The sequence below is a fragment of the Streptomyces sp. NPDC004051 genome, assembly GCF_053604275.1.
In genome coordinates, this window is record NZ_JBSGHG010000013.1 from 82184 (window position 1) to 99078 (window position 16895).

Here is a 16895-nt window from a genome sequence, read left to right on the forward strand (position 1 = left end):
ACTCGATAATGGACCGCCAACTACCCTTGCGGCAAGAAGGTCCTTGAGGAAAGCCTTTCCCTTCGGGGATTTGGCATATTCCCGAACTGGCGCAGACGCTAGCCTGTCGCCCAACACAAGGAGGTGGGGATGCCGGTCGAGCCGACCCCGCGACGCCGACGCCTGGGCGCGGAGCTCCGGCGCATCCGCGAGTCCCTGCACTGGACGCAGGAGGAGGCGGCCAGCCGCCTCGGGTATCAGTCCCTCTCCACCGTCAGCAAGATCGAGAAGGGAGTGCAGGGACTCAAGATCCAGCAACTGCCCCACTTCTTCGAGGTCTACCAGATCGACGACCCGGCCCTGCGTGAAGAACTGCGCAATCTCGTGCGCCGCGCCGGCGAGGCCGACTGGTGGCAGCGGTACGAGGGTGTTGTCGACGACCCGCTCGGCGACTACCTCTCCTTGGTGGAGAGCGCCAGCAGCCTGTTCGTCTTCAATCCCGTCGCCATCCACGGTCTACTGCAGACGCCCGAGTACGCCCGGGCCGTAACCGAAGGCAGCCGAGCCTGGAAGACCCCGGAGGACATCGAACGTTTCGTAGCCATGCGCCAGGAGCACCAGAAGAACATGCTGGAGCGTGACCCGGCGCTGAAGATCTGGGCGGTCCTTCCCGAAGGGCTCCTGCGCCAGGAAGTCGGCGACAAAACCGTCATGCGAGCCCAGATCGAGCACCTGATCGGGCTCGCCCGCACGGACCCGAACATCACCATCCAGGTCCTGCCCTACCGGGCCGGCGCACACGCCGGGATGGACGGGCACTTCATGCTCATGTCCTTCCCGACGGGCCGGGACCTCGTGTGCATCGAGTCCATCCGGGCCCTGCTCCACCTCAACGAGCCAGACACGGTGGAGGTGTACCGCACCACCAGCGACATGCTCAAATCCGACGCCCTCTCCCAGAAGGCGTCCGTACCGCTCCTCACCACCATCGCCAAGGACCTTGCATGAACAAGAACGAACTCGACCCCGCCTGGGTCGAGTCCCAACTGCACGACGCCCAGTGGCAGACCAGCAGCAGCGGCGGCCAGACCTGCGTCCAGGTCGCCTTCCTCGACCAGGGCATCGTGGCCCTGCGCGATTCCAAGAACACCGGCAAGGCCCCGCACCTGTTCACCGACGCCGAATACGACGCATTCATCGGCGGCATCCTCCGCGGCGAACTCCGACGCAGCTGATCTGCACCGCTTCTAACTGCCGGCCAGCCCAAATCTGGCTGGCCGGCTACGCCGGGGAGTGCTGTTCGTCGACGACGGCGTAGAGGTGCTCGCCATGTGCCCAACGCTTGAGCTCCGGCCGTCCGATGAGGGCGATGCCGTGCCACTCGGCGGGAGGCGGGCCTGCTGCGCTCTCGCCGCCGAGTCAGTGCGCCAGATGGAAGACCGCCGCGGCCACGATGGTGCCAAGGATCGTGCCTGCGATTACCTGGTTGCGTGTGTGGTCGCGCAGTTCGATGCGGGACCAGCCAACGACGATGACCAGCAGAAAGCCGAGAGCCATCCACGGCCCGTAGGTCTGCACGAGCATCGCGCAGGCGCCCGCTGACACGGCCTGATGGACGGAGATCTTCCAGGCGAAGGTGATTGCGGTGAGGATCGCGAGCGTGACCAGCATCGAGACGATGAGGCCAACCATGGTGCGCGGCGCCCCTGCAATGAGCATCAAAACGATCCCGGTGGCTACTGAGAGCAGGATGACGACCATCACGACTAGCCGTGCTGGCTTCGCTCCAACGTGTCTGTCGCCCCAGTGGCCTTTGCGAATGCCGTACTTGATGAAGGTGATCGGGATGACGGCCGCGAAGAGGGCGCCGACCACGCCCCAGGCAACACCTTTCCATTGTGCGGTGTGCCAGCCGACCAGCAGCGTGACAGCGATGATCCAGTTCTTCGGCTCAAGCCAGTCTGTAATGCGGCGGGCCAGCAGCGACTCGCTGGGTCGGACATCAGTTGTCATTTGAGGAGATCCTTTCCGAAGCGCCCTGCTCGTGGGAAATGGACGACTGCTCTTGCCGAACGAATTCGGTAACGACTGGCGAGGAGAGGTACGCGCGGGCAACGGTGCGCAACCATGACAGTTCGCTCGCTCTGTCTCGGCCAGTGACGCCGAGGGGTGGATATTCCACTCCCCGCAGTCGTTCCCCGTTTCGGGCGCTCTGGACGGCTGCACGCAACCAGCAGGCTTCCGCCACTGCGTCAGCGAGTTGTGCGTCGACCCCTTCCTGACGGACGAACCTCCGAGCCTTTGTGTGCATGTCGACTGACACGTACTCGCGGAGCGCCAGGCAGGCATCCTCGATCTCGATGACGCACCGCTCCAGCCGGAAGGGGATACGCCACCTGCCTACGGAGGTCGCCAGCACCACGTACGGGGCTGCTTCCGTGAGCTGCACCCAGAGGGGACGCAGTTTCCGCAGGGTGCTCCACGCCTTGACGTATTCCACGGCGACAGAGAGAGGAGGCAAGCAGACGCCGAGTGCGACCGACAGGACGGTGGCCTGCTTGAGCGTTGTGGAGAGAAGGTTCTCCAAGTCTGGATAGCTGGTGCCGGAGGCGAGCTGAACCGTCACGAAGACGATGCGCTGGAGGGCGTACAGGCTTCCGAGCAGGGTGCCCAAGCCCAGAAATCCGAGGCCGGCCTTCCCAAGGAGAGTCCGGCTGTGGCGTACGCCGCCGAGGAACAGCCAGGTCGCTACGACCATGGCGATGCCGATGTACAGCGTGAAGACCGTCATGTAGAGGATAGGAAAGAGGGCACCGCGGCCCTCCCCGAGCCTGACCGGCCCTCCCGGCGTCCAGTTGGCCAGAGCGTAAGAAGCGACCATGAGGGGCAACGTCACGCCAGCGGCCACCAGTCGTGTGCGACGCGCCAGGCCCTGCGGTCGAACGACTGCGATGACGAAGTCGAGCAGATACGCCGCCGAGGTAACGCCGAGCAGGTGCTTCAGCAGCGGCGACAGCCTGGCGTCTGCACCGACGGCGGCATCGATTGCCTCTTTGACCTGCGGAACCTCGAACGTCATGGCAGCGGCGAGAGCCACCAGGGTCAGCGCCAGGCTTCGCTGCTTGCGAGAGTGCCGGAGGGACGGCAGTCGCCACAGAGCCACCAGCCAGAGGACGCCGGCGACGAGGGTGGATGTGCTCATGAGCGGCGGTTCCTCCGTGGGTGGACCAGGGCGTCGTCGAGCCGCGACACCGCACCGGACCGGCCGCGTTCCCTGCCCGAGTGGGCAAGATCGTGAAAGAGTTCCCCCAGGCAGGAGGCGGCCATCTCGGCGTCGTACTCGGTCTCGCTGTCGTAGCTCGTCCGACCGAGAGCGGAGAGCACGGCAGAGGGGTCGACCCCGTCAGGGAGGACTCCCAGTAGAGACTTGACGACGTTCTCGTTGCTCCCGGCATGCCCGAGCAGCAAGTGCGCTAGCTCGTGGCGCACGATCTGCGCACGATGCCGCTCACTGGTGGCCGCGACGTGAAAGATGTAATCCCCGTGGTCGAACGAGAGAACCATTCCACAGGGAGCATTGACCCCTCCGGTCTCAGGCAATTCGTGGAGGTGCAGAGGGCGGCCACGCTTGATGGCGAGCTGCCGGCATATTTCATCCACCGCGTAGGGATCGGATATTTCGACCCCCCGCAACTGCTCCTCACACAGACGCCTCAACTGCGCCTCTTTGCGCGCAAATCGCCGATTGAACATGAACGAGATCCTTGCTGTAGTCCCGAATGAGCGCTGATACGGCCTGCGCTAATCGGAACCCTCCGTTCCGCGTGGTTCCAGCGGAGCCTTGCATACGTTCACATGATTGCCCAAGGCGATCTCGAAGGATCGTGCACGGCATACCAGTCAAATGCGCCCAACAGGTGAGGGAGGTCACATCACTGCCCGGGCTTGTCGAGCCCTTCCCACCGTCGCGCCTGATTGATCACATCCGTGATCATCTTCAAGCTGTCCGCCGAGAGGCCGTTGGCTCGAAGCGCAAGGCCGCGCACGTCACTGTCGACTACAGCCTCGATGAGTTCCATGGAGGCGCGCACCTTCTCAGCCTCCTCGGCGTCGTAGTCCGAGAAGAAGTACTGCTCTTTGACGTGGAAGTGGCCGGCAAGTCGTTCCACCGTCGTGTAGGTGGGGTTGGGCTTAGCCCCGGTCCGCAGCTGCGAGATCGCGCTCTCGGACACGGAGATCGCCCGGGCGACCTCGGCATTGGTGTAGCGCTTGCCGGTCTCCGGGTTCGTCACGGTCTGGAACAGGTGGTTGAGCTTGTCGGCGAATGAGCGCCGAGCGCCGGCCGCGCCGCCGGGCACCTCCGTCGGTCCGCTGGACTCCACCATCACCGACTCCTCTCATCTAGACGCCGACTCCGAACTGTACTGCAGTGTAGTTCCCAGGACCAAAAGCCGAGAGGCTTCACTTCAGTGTTGACAGACAGGGATCACTTTGGCGTAGGTTCTCGATCACAGCTTCACTGAAGTGTTGCGATGTCGGCAGGGCACAGTAAGCGCTCCTTGCCCGGCCTTCGTGACCTACGTACGCGCTAGGACCCGCCCATGCTCGCTCCACCCCCGTCGCAGCAGCTCACGCGACTTCTACAGGGTTTAAGAACCAACTCTGGACCTTGACGCGGAGCCGTGCGTATGTTCGTCGTCCCTCGCCGGGCAGAGCACCCGCATGGACGAGCACAGGAGCAATGACGTGCACAACCTCCGGGCCTCATAGGTCCCAAGACACAGCGACGGCGCCCGAGAGCAGCAACTCCCGGACGCCGGACGCTTAACGGCTGTACCGCCCCGGCAAGGGCGGAGATCGCCACCATCACCACGCTGATCCCTTCCACGGGGCGTCTCAGCGTGGCAACACCAGAGGAGATTCTTGCATGCGCTCCGCCCTGCGCAAAAGGCCCTTCCGTCCGGCCTGCGCGGCAGCTAGCTCCGCCTCGGCGCCTCAGCACCCCGAGCCGGACCCCACCATCCTGACCCCGACGGGCCGCCGCTCCCTCCCGCGCATCGGGAGCGGCCGATGAGCAGCGAAGCCCGCGAGTGGGTGTGGGAGCACAGCTCCAGCCGAGGGGCCGCGCGTCTGGTCCTGCTGTCGATCGCCGACCGGGTGACGGACGAGCAGTGCATCTCCTGGGCTTCGCTGTCCAGCCTGGCCAAGCGCACGCGCGCCTCGGTCTCCACGGTGCGCGAAGCCGTCGAGCGCCTGCTCCTGGCCGGCGAGCTGGAGCAGCTCGATGACCTGGTGGGTCCGCAGCGCAGCACGGTCTACCGCCTGCCTCTCGCCGCCGAAGCGATCGCACAGGCACATCGCGAGCAGCGGGAGGAAGCGGGGGACACGGCAGTGTCGGACGAGCCCGCCGCCCCTGCGAAGCTCCGGCTGTCGGCCCTGCGGCGGTACGGGATCCGCCCGCGTGAGGTGCCGGAATCCCCCGCGAGGGTCCGAAAACCGGCAGTACCGGAAACCGGCAGGTCGAGGCGGAAACCGGCACAGCGGCGTACCGGCCACCGGCACAGCGATGTACCGGCCACCGGCACACAGAACCGTAGTGAACCTGATTTGAACCGGAGGTACAGCAGTGGTGGTGCTGCGGCCACCTCGGCTGCCGAGTGGCAGGTCGATCCCGCCACCCACACCTGGGCCCGCCAGCAGGGACACCTCGACCGCCTCGGCGAGCAGGGCCTGCAGGCCGCCGACGCGAAGTGGCGTGCCCACCGGGCGGCCCACGCCCCGAGGACAGCGGAAGCCTGGGCTGCCGACTGGCGCTCCTGGGTCACCAGGGAGCACGCCCCCAGCCGCCCGAACCTCTACGCCGTGCCCGGCCAGAACACCGCCGCGCCCGGTGGCATGACGCGGGCCGAGAAGCACACCGCCGCCCTTCTCGCCGCCCTGGACGAGCCGACCGGAACGGAGGGCTGACCGTGGACCGCCGCGAAATCGCCGCCCTGCTGGCCTACATCGGCCGACTCGACCCCCGCAGCATTCGCACCGACGAGGGCGAGGCCCGCGATCAGCTCGCCCAGTGGAACGAGCTGCTCGGTGACGTGCCGATCGCCACCCCGCACGGCTGGGACGCCCGCGTCGCCGCCCGCCAGCACTACCGCGCCTCGCCATACCAGATCCAGCCCGCGGACGTAGTCCGCCCCTGGGAGAGCTACCGGCGCAACCGTCTGGCCCTCCACTCCGACCCCACACCGTCCGCGGACCCGGACGACCAGGCCGCCTGGACCGCAGAGTTGGTCGGCACCCGCCGCGCTGTCGCCGCAGGCATAGCGCAGCCCGCGCAGGCCCGAGCCATCACCAGCAGCCAGGAGGGGATCAACCCGAGGCTGCAGGCTCGGCTGGACCAGATCGGCTCCTGCATACCGCCCGCCGCCCGAGCCGCTCTCGCACCGTTCCGGCCCGCCCGGGCTGCACGCGAAGCTGCCGTCGCGCAGGGGCTACCCGATGCCCTGAGCGTGCGATGCGAGTGGTGTCTGGCCCCGGTCGGCGAGCCGTGTCGCCGCCGCCGGATCGGCCCCAACGACGGGGTACGCGCCATCACGCCGCGCGCCACCCCGCACCCCGGCCGTCTCGACCTCGCCGCCCAGCAGGCCCAGCACACCGAGCAGGCCCAGCAGCCCGCCTTGGCCTGACCGGCGCCTCCGGCACGTGCATCCCGTCCGATGCACCGCCGCAACCTCACCGTCCCGCACCGGCTGCGGCTCACGCCCACGCGCCGCAGCCGGCACCCGACGCCGCACCCGCCGAGCACTGCGCTAGCCGGCCGGTGTGGCAGCACATCGGAGACTCGCCTTGCGCCACATCACCACCCACGATGCGCCGGCCACCGGCCTGCGCGGCATCGGAGACACCAGCTGGCACGTCCGCGGAGCGTGCCACGGCATGGACGTCGAGGACGCCGACGCCGTGTTCTTCCCCGGCCCCCGGGATCACGAGGAGATCGCGGAGGCGAAGGAGCTGTGCGGCTGGTGCCCCGTCCGCCGCGCGTGCCTGGACTTCGCCCTGGAGAACGTCCTCAAGGAGGGCGTCTGGGGCGGGCTCACCGAAGCCGAGCGGCGCCCGCTGCACGACAACCTGCACCGGCGCCTGGACTACCGGCGTGTGACCGCCTTCTTCCATGGACGCGACGTGCACCTGACGGAGGCCGAGCGGCAGGTGGCCATCGACCATGCCTACGTCCGGGGCTGGCAGCCCGACCGACTCGCCGCTGCCCTGCAGATCAGTCACAAGCACGCCCGCGACCTGCTCCGGCAAGCGGCCAACAAGGTCTTCGACCGCGACCGCAATTACGGCGTGCCCCGCTCCAAGAAGAAGCGGAAGAAGACCTCCAAGGCCAAGGGCACCCCCGCGCCCGCAGTTCCCGGCACTCAACAGCCGGCAGGCCGCCCGGCGGCGTCGACCCCGGCGCACGCCCCTCTCGGAAAGGCAGCATGACCCACCCTGTCCTCGCCTTCGGTGCTACTTCGGACCTCCCTCTCCTCCTCGCCGCCGTCGTGCCCGCCGCCCTCGCGCTCGTGCTGACCGCCTGGACTATCCGGCGCCGGGGGACCCGCCCGCAGAAACGTCTCGGTGGCCCGGCAGTCAAGGTCGCCGCCGTCGCCGCCCTGGGCTGCACCGCCTACAGCGCCGACACCTCATGGCGGTTCGCGGCCGATTACCTCGATATGGCCGGCACCGCCGAGCGCGTCGGTATGTTCGCCGCCGCCGAACTCGCCCTGTTCGCCACCGCGCTGATGGCTCGGCAGAACCTCGCCGTCCAAGGCGCTCCCGGCCTGCCGGGCACGTTGGTCTGGGTGATCACGACTGTGCAGGTGATCCCCGCCTACGCCGAGAGCGGCCCCATCGGCGGCACAGTCCGCGCCTTCGTCGGACCGGTCATGGCGGCGATGCTGTGGCACCTGGCCATGGGCATCGAACTGCGCCTGCGCACCCCGGGTGCAGCCTCGCACGGATTGATCGCCGTCCTGGGCCGGGAGGCACGGGAGCGGCTGCTGTCCCGCCTGGGCATCGCCGCGCGAGACCGGGACGCTGCGCAGATCACCCGGGACCGGGCCACCGCCCGTGCGGTCACCCTCGCCGCCCGCCTCGCCGAGCGCACACCCGAGCAGCAGCAGAGCCGTCGCGGCCGGCGGCTGACGCGACGCCTGTCGAAAGCGGTCGGCAGGGCCTCGGTCGGAACCGACCCCCTCCAGCGGGCACAACTGCTCGACCAGCTCGCCGCTCGGCGGCACGCGCTGGCGCTCGCCACGGTCCCGCTCCCTTCTCCTTGGCCCCCGGTGCACAACAGCGCATCGGCGGCCACGGTCCCCGCACAGCCGACAGCGAATGTGCCGGTCCCCGCCCCCGGTCCCGACGGTTCCGACGAGCCGGTCCGGGACCGAGGACCGAGGGCTCCTCGGGGACCGGTCCCCGAGGAGGCGGACCCGGAAGCCGAGGTCGGCGCGGGGACCAAGGGCGACGCAACGGGAACGGCCGCGGGAACCAAGCCCTCTGAAGGCGGTGCCGTCCCAGGGACCGAACTCGCCGGTCCGGAAGCCGCAGCGCGGAACGCAGCGGCCATGAGGACCGACCACAACACGCGAGAAGTAGCAGCTCAGGACCCGGATTCTCATCGGGGACCGGGCATCGCGAAGTCGGGGACCGAGACCACCGAGGACCGAGGACCGACCGCCCCACAGTCCGGGACCGAAACCACCCAGGACCGAGGACCGACCGCCCCACAGTCCGGGACCGAAACCACCCAGGACCGAGGACACAAGGTCCCGCTTCGCCGGAAGCCGACCAGGACGTCCCGGACGAAGAACAAGGACAAGCGTGCCCGATCCCGCTCTCCGCAGACGGAGCGCCAGGCACGCGAGCTGGGTGAGTCCGAGCGCCAGCTTGTCCGCGAGGTGCGCCCCCATGTTCCCGCCCTGCTCGAACGGGACGGCAACGGCGCGATTACCCGAGTGCAGCTGCGCGAAATCATCCGCCGCCAAGGGCTGACGGGTGTCGGTAACGACCGACTCGGCCTCGTCCTCCAGGAGCTGCGGAACGAGGACATCAAGACGACGAGGAGCACCGCCCGATGAAGACCTGCCACCAGTTCAAGACCGTCCGCGCGGAGTACGAGCGAGAGATCGGATTCATGCTCGCTCACTCCGAGCGGCACGCGGGCAGGCCGGCGGCGAAGTCCAGCGCGAAGCAGGCTGCCTCCGCGAAGCAGCGGATGGCCCGCGCGCTCAACAGCCACGTCGGGCGCTGCCCCGAGTGCGGCTGAACCGGCAAAACCCCAGCTCAAGGCCCGTATCCGTAACGTGCCCCGGCTCAAGCCGGGCCACCGCCCCTCTTAGGAGGTACACCGTGATTCCGCATCCCCCTCGTTCTTCCGAGCCCACCGCCGAGGCCGATGCCTGGGCGGACGTCCTGGTCCGCCGACACCTCCTCCACGCCGTCGTCCTCACGTCGACCGGGCAGTGGCTCGTCCAGGACCGTCCCAACAGACCGGTCCGCGTCCTTGCCAGTCCAGCCGATGTCCTCGCGCTGGCCGCAACCATCCAGCAATACACCCGCTCTACGAGGCCCGCATCCCGATGACGAACGCACCCAAGAACGGCACCACCCCGGAATCTGATCCCGGCTCCAACTCGGTTTCGGGGCGAGCAAGTTATCGGCCAAGACACTCTTCCCCGACGGGGAAGCGCGTCTTGGCCAGTGCCGCCCCAGGAGCGGGAGCGCTCCAGCACCGGGGGGTGCTGGAGCGTCAGGCTGCGACCGAGGGCGGATCGCAGCCAGAGGAGAAGCCTGTACCGCGTCGCGAGCGTCGCGCTGTGAAGAACGCCTCGCGCAAGCGCTCGCCGAAGCCCCCCGTCAACAAGCGCACCTACGTGTGCAGCGTCCGTCTCAACGACGACGAGAAGCACCGCCTTGCCGTCGCAGCCGCAGCAGCCCGTACGAGCCTGCCCGCGTTCCTCGCCCGCAGTGCACTCGCCGCCGCCCATGACCCCGAGCATGCCGCCGGCGCCATCGCCGGCGAGCGCGAACTGATCTCCGAAGTGTTCGCCGCCCGCCGCAATCTCGGCCAGGTCGGCAACAACCTCAACCAGATAGCCAAGGCCATCAACTCCGGCGGCCGGCCTGCGGACGCCCACCTCGACGCCGTGCTGGCCGCCGTGAGACGGGCCACCGACCGCGTCCAAGCCGTCGCCGACCAGCTTCTCGAACACCACTAGGAATCCCACCCGTCATGGTCCCCAAGATCCACAAGCGCGGGAAGCGCACCATCGGCCTGATCTACTACCTCTACGGCCCCGGCAAGGCCGAGGAACACATCGACCCGCATCTGGTGGCTTCCTGGGACCACGCCGCCCCTGACCCCGGTCGCGACGCGCAGGCCACCTACCAGCAGCTCCAGCAACTCCTGGACCAGCCCCTCGCGCTCCTCGATGACAAGCAGCGGACGAAGAAGCACGTGTGGCACCTGTCGGTACGCAACGGTCCGACCGACCGGATCCTCATGGACGAGGAGTGGGGCGACGTTGCCCGCCGCATGGTGGCCGCCGCCGGTATCGACGACCCCGACCAGGGCGCAGGCTGCCGGTGGATCGCCGTCCGACACGCCGACGACCACATCCACATTCTTGCCACGCTCGCCCGTGAAGACGGCTATCGGCCCGATCTGGACTTCGACGCCGCCCGTGTCCAGGCCGAGGCCCGGCGCTTGGAGAGGGAGCTGGGCCTGCGCCGTCTCAAGCCCGGCGACGGCACCGCAGCCCAGCGACCAACCAGTGCCGAGCGGCACAAGGCCCGGCGCCAGGGCCGTAAGCGCACCGCCCGCGAGGAACTGCGTGAGTCCGTACGGCGTGCGGTGGCCGGCGCGAGAAGCGACGAGGAGTTCTTCGAGCGGCTCGCCGCCGCCGGCCTCCTGATCTGCAAGCGCGCCGCGCCCTCCGGCGACCTGCTCGGATACAAGGTCGCCCTGCCCGACGACCTGAACAAGGACGGCGAGCCGGTGTTCTACCCCGGCGCGCGCCTGGCTCCCGACCTGTCGTTGCCTCGCATCCGCGAGCGGTGGTCCGGTGATGCGCAGGATGTCCCTGCGGCCCGGCGGGAGGAAGCGATTCGTACAGGGCCGGGCAGTCCGGCCTCCGCGCGGCGAGGAACGGCATCGGCCGTGTGGCAGGCAATGCTCGTCGTCGAACACGGCGAGGACGGGGTCGCCGCCGCCCACATCGCCGCGGTCGGCGAGGTCCTGGACGCCCTCGCGAAGACGTCTGCCGCTCACACCCGACGCGAACTGCACGACGCAGCGACGGCTTTCGAACGGGCCTCGCGCTCTCACGTCCGCGCCGTACGCGGGCACGATCGAGCCCTGCGACAGGCCGCCCGCGACCTCGTCCAGGGCGGTCCGGCCCTCGGCCGGGGTGAGGACGGAGCCACCACGGCGATGGCGATCGACATGCTGTTCTTCCTGATCACCGCCACCGCGCACTGGCACGCCAGGAAAGGGCACGCCCAGCAGGCAGAGGCCGCCGCCCGGGCCGCCGAGCACCTGCGCGCCGCCTACCAGGCCGCCTCGGCCCAGCCGCTCGGTGTGCTCTACCAGCGTGGTCGGCGTCTGAGCCGGCCGATGCTCCAGCGGCAGACGGTGCTGCTGCGCGAGGCGCTGCCGGAGCTGGCCGAGCAGATCCTCTCCGAACCCGGCTGGTACGCCCTGGCTGCAACCATTGCGGAAGCCGAAGCCGCCGGCCACGACCCGGCCGCTCTCCTGTCCGACGTTGCCGCTCGGCGCGAACTGGGCACCGCGGACTCCGTCAGCGACGTGCTCGTGTGGCGGATGCGGCGGACAGCCGACCTGCCCGCCGATGCCTCCCAGCTTCCCGAGACCAGCACCGCAGGGAACCGGTCCGTGACGCGCGGGATGGCCGCCAGGCCCTCCGCGCCCGGCAGGCGGCGCAGCGGAGAGGAGACATCGCGTCAGACGCGGTAAGCCACCGAAGGCTGGCACGCAGTCTCACCGCATCACCGCCGTGGCGATGCCGCCACGCCGACCGAAGCACGCATCGTGGCCCACTCGTCATCCGGGCAATCGAGAGGTCGAGTACCCCTACTGACCTGGCCGGAGGGGGCTGTGGACTTTGTGAATTGAAACCACGGGGGGTGTGAGGCACGATCATGAAACGCGCAGGACGAGGTGCCGAGGTAGAGGAGGACGCCAGGGTGTTTCACCGGATACGCCGCAGGGCCAAGGAGCCGAGCGAAGCTCAGAGACAGTTCGCCGAGCTGCACGCGCAGCTGCAGGGCCAGGTCCCGCCCGGCTTCGGAGTGCCGGCGCCTGAGCCGGAGGCCGCCGAGCCGACTGCCATCGTGGACGATTTCCTCCCGCCGGAACTGCGGGTGCCGAGCCACGACCAGGTCGAAGGCAAGGTGATGCCGTGGAAGCAGCCCTTGGTCCTCGACGGTGAGATGGTCGCCTGCATCGAGTGCGGCGCGTACCGGGACTGGATCATCCTCTCCACCCGCGGTGAGATCTGGCTGCGGTGCCGGGCCGGACACCAGCAGCTGGAGACCCGCATCGACACCGCCTGGTACAACCGGCACTCGGGGCCTGCAGACGCGACACACGCCACGTTCGAGGACTGCCTGCGCCACCTCGGGCACTGACCACCACTCCTACAACCCCACCGGGCCCTTGGGTCCGCACTGACCACCCGCCGCCTAGCACCAAGGGGTCAGTTCCGTCATGCGCGTTCGCGTCGCCACCACCGCACTCGGCATCACCGCCGCCCTCCTCGCCGTGCCCGCCTGCTCCACCGACACCACCGGGTCCAAGTACCAGACCCCCTCCTCCCGTACGGGAAAGCCGACCGAGGCCGCCCAGGAGTCGGCCGCGCTCTCCTCGGCCGCGCTCGAGTCCCGCCTGCTCGATGAGAGGGACCTCGGCAGCGGCTATCTTCCCAAGCCGGAGCCTCCGGCCCAGCACGACGACGTCACCGTCATCGGCTGCCCGGCCCTGAGCGAGCTGGGCGGCGACGCGGCGACTGGCGGCACGCTCGCCTTCCCGCACAAGGCGGAGGCGGACTTCGCCTACGGCGGCAGCTCCTCGGAGATCTCCGAGGGGCTGTACAGCGACAGCGTGAAGAAGCTCTCCACTGGCATCGGCCGGATCTTCGATGCCATGACCGACTGCCCGACCTATCAGGTCGTCGCGGGCGGCACCCCGGTCGACGTGACCTCGCAGAAGCTGCCCGCGCCCCACGCCGGCGGTGACGAGCAGTGGAGCCAGCTCCTGACGTTCATCGCCGGAGGACGGAGCAGCGTGGTCAAGCAGACCGCGATCCGCGACGGCAACCTGCTGCTGGTCGTCTCCGGCTCCCCGGCCCTCGTCGATCGCCACCTCGACAAGGCCCTCACCAAAGCCACGGCAACGAGCTGACCTGCGTGCACGTCACGCTGCTGCCTCCGACCACCGCAGGTCGGGGGCAGCAGTGCGTTACTGGCTGACGCGTTGAGCGGCGCGAGCGGCTTGCTCTGGTACCGGGCTCGGACCTGACCGAGCTGGACATAGAGCACGGTGAGCATCGAAGACCGAACGGCCCCCTCACCCGAGAAGCAAGAAAGTCCGGCACCCCCCGATCGGGGAGGGTGCCGGACTGCGATCATCGAGTGCGGTACGCGGGCCGTTAGATGGCCGACGCGCGCAGGAGGCGCTCCTGGGTGGCCTCGGGCAGTACCCGCCGCAGGACCGGTGCGGTCGAGCTGAGGGAGGCGGCGAAAGCGGCGACGAGATCGTGCGGAACGCTGGCGGCGAACGATGCCGCCCACAGACACGGCGCGCCGAGCGCGGGCTCGGCCCACGCCTGCCATCCGGCCGGTCCCGTCTCGTCGCTCTCGGCGGACAGAGCCCGCGGGTCGGCGTCCTGGATGAGGGGCGGGACCTCGCCGAGGCTGATGTGCGAGGTGAACGTCGGGTCCGTCGCCGCCGCCTGGGGTTGGTCGATGTCTCGGAACCATCCGTGGGCGGCGACAGCGTCAAGGACCAGCTCGGATCCGGCGAGCGGCACGGCAGGCTGGTCACTTGCGTCGAGCGCGACGAGGAAGTCGACCACCGCCTCGCCGGGGACGTCACGGGTGAAGTAGGCCGACCACTGCGCGAGCGGGCTGCTCGCCTCGGCTCGGGCGGAGATCTGCCAGGCGATCGGCAGCTCGCCCAGGTGGAACGGCTCGTCCGCCAGGCCCCACTGGGCCCAGCGCAAGGCGTCGGGGCTGATGTGCAAAACGGTGCTGCGCAGGACCTGGCGGTCCTCCGGCGCCTCGTCCGGCTCGTGCCGTCCGCGGACGATCGTCAGGCTCGTCCAGCCCAGGCCGGCGAGCGCGTCAGCGACGGCGTCGTAGAGGCGTCCATCGTCACCGGCCAAGTGTCGGGGGCCGACCCAGAACGCGGGTTGGCCGCCGCGCGGGGTGGACGGGTCGGGCGGAAGGTTGGGGTACAGGGGCGCCTCCAAGGGCTCGGTGTGGGTCTAGTTGCCGCCGGCACGGCGGCGGGGACGGCGCGGGGGCGCCTGGACGGGGCCCTGCCACGTCAGGGCGATGGCAACCTCCGGCGGAAGGTGGCCAAGCTGTGCGTCTGGGTCCGCCCCTTCGGCGAGGTAGACGACTGTCTGGCCGGTCTCGTCGACCGACTGCAGTACCTGCGCCAAGCGGTGCGCCATCGGGACGAAGGGGTTCATGGCCTGGCGGACCGGAGCACTCCGGTCGCAGCCGGACAACAGGTCGATGAGATCGCCGACGGTCATCTCCGGGGACGTCACGGACAGCCTCCTGGGGCTCGGGGGAAACGGGGGCAGCGGAACGGGCCGGCCTTCGGTACGGCCAGCGCTCACAGGGCGGGCACTACGTGTCAGTGTCCGCGCTGTCAAAGGCGGCGTGAGGTCTCCAGCACACTCGCTACGGTGGCGGCGACGATGTCGGCCGGCGTCTCGGTATCGAACGACATGTGGTAGCCACGGACCTTGGCGGTTCCAGCGACCGCAATCTTCCACCCCTCGCCATCCGTGCCGGGGCGGCCGAGCGGAAACCAGCCGAGGTAGAACCGGCCGTCCTTGGAGCTGACGTGCACGTCAGCGCGATCATCGACGATCAGGTGGAAGTCCTCGGCGGAGAACTGGTCCATGACCAGAGTCGGCTGACCGGGGCCGAGCTGCCACTCCCGCGGTCGCAGGGCTTCGACGGTGGTGGAGAAACCGGGGCCCGCAGGGGTTACGGTCACGGGCAATCACCTCTCTGACCTGGGGTTTCTTGCAAGGTCGTCTACGTTGACATGTCCTCGCGCCCGTTGGCCAGTCTTTCCGAGATCTTGTCTGTCTGCCCCCGGCGAACTGCCGTCCGTCGACAGCAAAGCCACCGGGCGGCGGTCTTCGGCACCATCAGTGCGATGCGGCCCGATGCTGGCAGATGGATAACATGGCCCGCGGGATTCGGTAGCGGCGAACCCAACGCTCGGACGATTAAGACTGATCGACCCAGGGGGATAGATGACAGTCAGGTTCGACCCGCATATCGCCCGCCAGACATTGGACGAGGCGTTTAGGCAAGCGATGAAAGCCACTTCGCTGCCAGAGGCGTGGCTGCACCTTTCGCGCTCGCTGCGACAGGAAGAAGCCCCACGCACTTACACCCCCGCGTTGGGTACCGCACTCCTCGCTCGAACACTCGATGAGACCGTTGACCCTCGCTCCATCAAGCAGCAGACACATAATGCTCAATCCTATTCCGCCCGGACTCTATGCCACAGCGTACTTGTACCCGCTTCCGTGGAACTCGGTTTCAACCTGAACACCACAGGAAGGGAACCTTTCAACAATCTGCCCTTTTTCCGCTACAGCCATTGGGACGAGATACCCCGACCCGAAGCGGGCAAGGGAACGTATTTCGACGGGCTCGATGAGGCGCTGAGACTCCTCGATCGGCAAAACCCGCAGGAATGCAAGTTGGCACTCATGGCCTTCCTTAAAGTCTGCTCCGAGCATTCGGAGGACGACAAGAAACCGAAATTCTCTGCCCGCCACATGGCTGGCGTGCGCAAAAATTACGCCTGCGATCCCATCCCTATAGATGGCGGCCAAGCTCAGGTTTTCAGGGCGAGAGACAAGTCCACGGGCTCCGTGGTAGCCCTGAAGAAGCTCCGCACACCGCTAGAGCGCCGCGTCGCCAGAATGGGGCGGGAGATTGAAGTCGGGCTGTTCCTGAGTGGCCACCCTCACGCCATGCCCATTCTGGACCACGCGCCAGATCATAGTTGGTTTGTCATGCCGTATGCACAGGGAACGGCCCTGGACTACCGTGATGACCTACGGAACGACGACGCACTGATTCTTCTACTGCAATCCGTATGTTCGGTCCTTGAGGTAGCACACGAAAAAGGCTATGTGCACCGTGACATCAAACCGGCCAACATTCTTCTGCTGGACGGTCGGTGGGTGGTCGCTGACTGGGGCATTGTTAGGCGTCCGCGAGGGATGACGACCGACCCGCAGAGGACGAGGATGGGCGTAGCTTTGGGATCGGCTGGGTTTGCCTCCCCCGAGTTGGAAGACGACGCTCACAGCGCAGGGCCGCAGGCCGACATATACAGCCTGGGTCAATTCGTCGGGTGGGCAATCACAGGAAAGCGTCCCCGCGCAAACATTCCCCTCCTACCGGAGAGTGGCGCATGGCGTGCGGTCGTAGAGACCGCAACGAGAGAGGACCCCGCGATGCGGCCCGAGTCCGTCACCGAGTTCCTCGAAATCATCGCCCGCGAAACACAGGCTCCTATTAGGTCGACTACTGGTTCTCATGTTCCAGCAGCCGAGTAGTCCTGCGGGCTGCGACCACGCGTTTGCCCA

General features: G+C 68.2%; 19 protein-coding genes. 12 read left to right on the forward strand and 7 right to left on the reverse strand.

The window, feature by feature from the left end; all coding sequences use genetic code 11:
- Window positions 1-129 precede the first annotated feature (129 nt).
- Together ACWEQO_RS16430 and ACWEQO_RS16435 are read left to right on the forward strand one after the other, a co-directional pair.
- A complete protein-coding gene (locus ACWEQO_RS16430; protein ID WP_452983516.1) occupies window positions 130-987 on the forward strand; it encodes a helix-turn-helix domain-containing protein in 858 nt (285 codons plus the stop codon).
- On the forward strand, window positions 984-1214 hold the full coding sequence (locus ACWEQO_RS16435) for a DUF397 domain-containing protein (protein WP_452983519.1): 231 nt from the start codon (window positions 984-986) through the stop codon (window positions 1212-1214). Before ACWEQO_RS16430 ends, ACWEQO_RS16435 begins: the two co-directional genes overlap by 4 nt.
- Window positions 1215-1398: 184 nt before the next feature.
- On the opposite strand, the gene ACWEQO_RS16440 is transcribed toward ACWEQO_RS16435, so the two are convergent.
- From ACWEQO_RS16440 to ACWEQO_RS16455, 4 genes are all read right to left on the reverse strand, one after another.
- Window positions 1399-1992, reverse strand: a complete 594-nt coding sequence (locus ACWEQO_RS16440) for a hypothetical protein (RefSeq protein ID WP_452983522.1) — start codon at window positions 1990-1992, stop codon at window positions 1399-1401.
- Window positions 1982-3181 (reverse strand): MAB_1171c family putative transporter, encoded by a 1200-nt coding sequence (locus ACWEQO_RS16445; protein WP_452983525.1) that lies wholly within the window; start codon window positions 3179-3181, stop codon window positions 1982-1984. Before ACWEQO_RS16445 ends, ACWEQO_RS16440 begins: the two co-directional genes overlap by 11 nt.
- A complete protein-coding gene (locus ACWEQO_RS16450) occupies window positions 3178-3732 on the reverse strand; it encodes a secondary metabolite protein (protein WP_452983529.1) in 555 nt (184 codons plus the stop codon). The genes ACWEQO_RS16445 and ACWEQO_RS16450 overlap by 4 nt, the downstream gene beginning before the upstream one ends.
- Window positions 3733-3911: 179 nt before the next feature.
- A complete protein-coding gene (locus ACWEQO_RS16455; RefSeq protein ID WP_452983532.1) occupies window positions 3912-4364 on the reverse strand; it encodes a helix-turn-helix domain-containing protein in 453 nt (150 codons plus the stop codon).
- A 685-nt stretch (window positions 4365-5049) separates the two neighbouring features.
- Here ACWEQO_RS16455 and ACWEQO_RS16460 point away from each other — a divergent pair.
- The 9 genes from ACWEQO_RS16460 (at window position 5050) to ACWEQO_RS16500 (ending at window position 13444) form a co-directional block, all read left to right on the forward strand.
- Window positions 5050-5946, forward strand: coding sequence for a helix-turn-helix domain-containing protein (locus ACWEQO_RS16460; RefSeq protein ID WP_452983535.1), 897 nt, complete (start codon window positions 5050-5052; stop codon window positions 5944-5946).
- A 2-nt stretch (window positions 5947-5948) separates the two neighbouring features.
- Window positions 5949-6662 carry a zinc finger domain-containing protein gene (locus ACWEQO_RS16465; RefSeq protein ID WP_452983538.1) on the forward strand — a complete coding sequence of 238 codons (714 nt, stop codon included), beginning with the start codon at window positions 5949-5951 and terminating at the stop codon, window positions 6660-6662.
- 160 nt (window positions 6663-6822) lie between these two features.
- Entirely contained in the window at window positions 6823-7464 is a 642-nt protein-coding gene (locus tag ACWEQO_RS16470; protein ID WP_401459048.1) for a WhiB family transcriptional regulator, read from the forward strand.
- Window positions 7461-9101 (forward strand): hypothetical protein, encoded by a 1641-nt coding sequence (locus tag ACWEQO_RS16475; protein ID WP_452983541.1) that lies wholly within the window; start codon window positions 7461-7463, stop codon window positions 9099-9101. The genes ACWEQO_RS16470 and ACWEQO_RS16475 overlap by 4 nt, the downstream gene beginning before the upstream one ends.
- A complete protein-coding gene (locus ACWEQO_RS16480) occupies window positions 9098-9289 on the forward strand; it encodes a hypothetical protein (RefSeq protein ID WP_007491133.1) in 192 nt (63 codons plus the stop codon). Before ACWEQO_RS16475 ends, ACWEQO_RS16480 begins: the two co-directional genes overlap by 4 nt.
- 550 nt (window positions 9290-9839) lie before the next feature.
- Window positions 9840-10241: a plasmid mobilization protein gene (locus ACWEQO_RS16485; RefSeq protein WP_452983545.1), complete on the forward strand. Its 402-nt coding sequence runs from the start codon at window positions 9840-9842 to the stop codon at window positions 10239-10241.
- A 14-nt stretch (window positions 10242-10255) separates the two neighbouring features.
- Complete coding sequence (locus tag ACWEQO_RS16490; RefSeq protein ID WP_452983548.1) at window positions 10256-11998, forward strand: mobilization protein; 1743 nt, start codon at window positions 10256-10258, stop codon at window positions 11996-11998.
- A 230-nt stretch (window positions 11999-12228) separates the two neighbouring features.
- The gene (locus ACWEQO_RS16495; protein ID WP_452983551.1) at window positions 12229-12672 is read left to right on the forward strand and encodes a hypothetical protein; all 444 of its coding nucleotides are present in this window, start codon (window positions 12229-12231) and stop codon (window positions 12670-12672) included.
- Between the two features lie 79 nt (window positions 12673-12751).
- Window positions 12752-13444 carry a hypothetical protein gene (locus ACWEQO_RS16500; protein ID WP_452983553.1) on the forward strand — a complete coding sequence of 231 codons (693 nt, stop codon included), beginning with the start codon at window positions 12752-12754 and terminating at the stop codon, window positions 13442-13444.
- 247 nt (window positions 13445-13691) lie between these two features.
- On the opposite strand, the gene ACWEQO_RS16505 is transcribed toward ACWEQO_RS16500, so the two are convergent.
- From ACWEQO_RS16505 to ACWEQO_RS16515, 3 genes are all read right to left on the reverse strand, one after another.
- Window positions 13692-14513 (reverse strand): DUF317 domain-containing protein, encoded by an 822-nt coding sequence (locus ACWEQO_RS16505; RefSeq protein WP_452983556.1) that lies wholly within the window; start codon window positions 14511-14513, stop codon window positions 13692-13694.
- 15 nt (window positions 14514-14528) lie between these two features.
- Window positions 14529-14819: a hypothetical protein gene (locus tag ACWEQO_RS16510; protein ID WP_386518453.1), complete on the reverse strand. Its 291-nt coding sequence runs from the start codon at window positions 14817-14819 to the stop codon at window positions 14529-14531.
- 104 nt (window positions 14820-14923) lie between these two features.
- On the reverse strand, window positions 14924-15277 hold the full coding sequence (locus tag ACWEQO_RS16515) for a DUF317 domain-containing protein (RefSeq protein ID WP_452983559.1): 354 nt from the start codon (window positions 15275-15277) through the stop codon (window positions 14924-14926).
- A 265-nt stretch (window positions 15278-15542) separates the two neighbouring features.
- Here ACWEQO_RS16515 and ACWEQO_RS16520 point away from each other — a divergent pair, with 265 nt between their 5' ends.
- Window positions 15543-16865: a restriction endonuclease, SacI family gene (locus ACWEQO_RS16520; protein WP_452983562.1), complete on the forward strand. Its 1323-nt coding sequence runs from the start codon at window positions 15543-15545 to the stop codon at window positions 16863-16865.
- The last annotated feature ends 30 nt before the right edge of the window (window positions 16866-16895 follow it).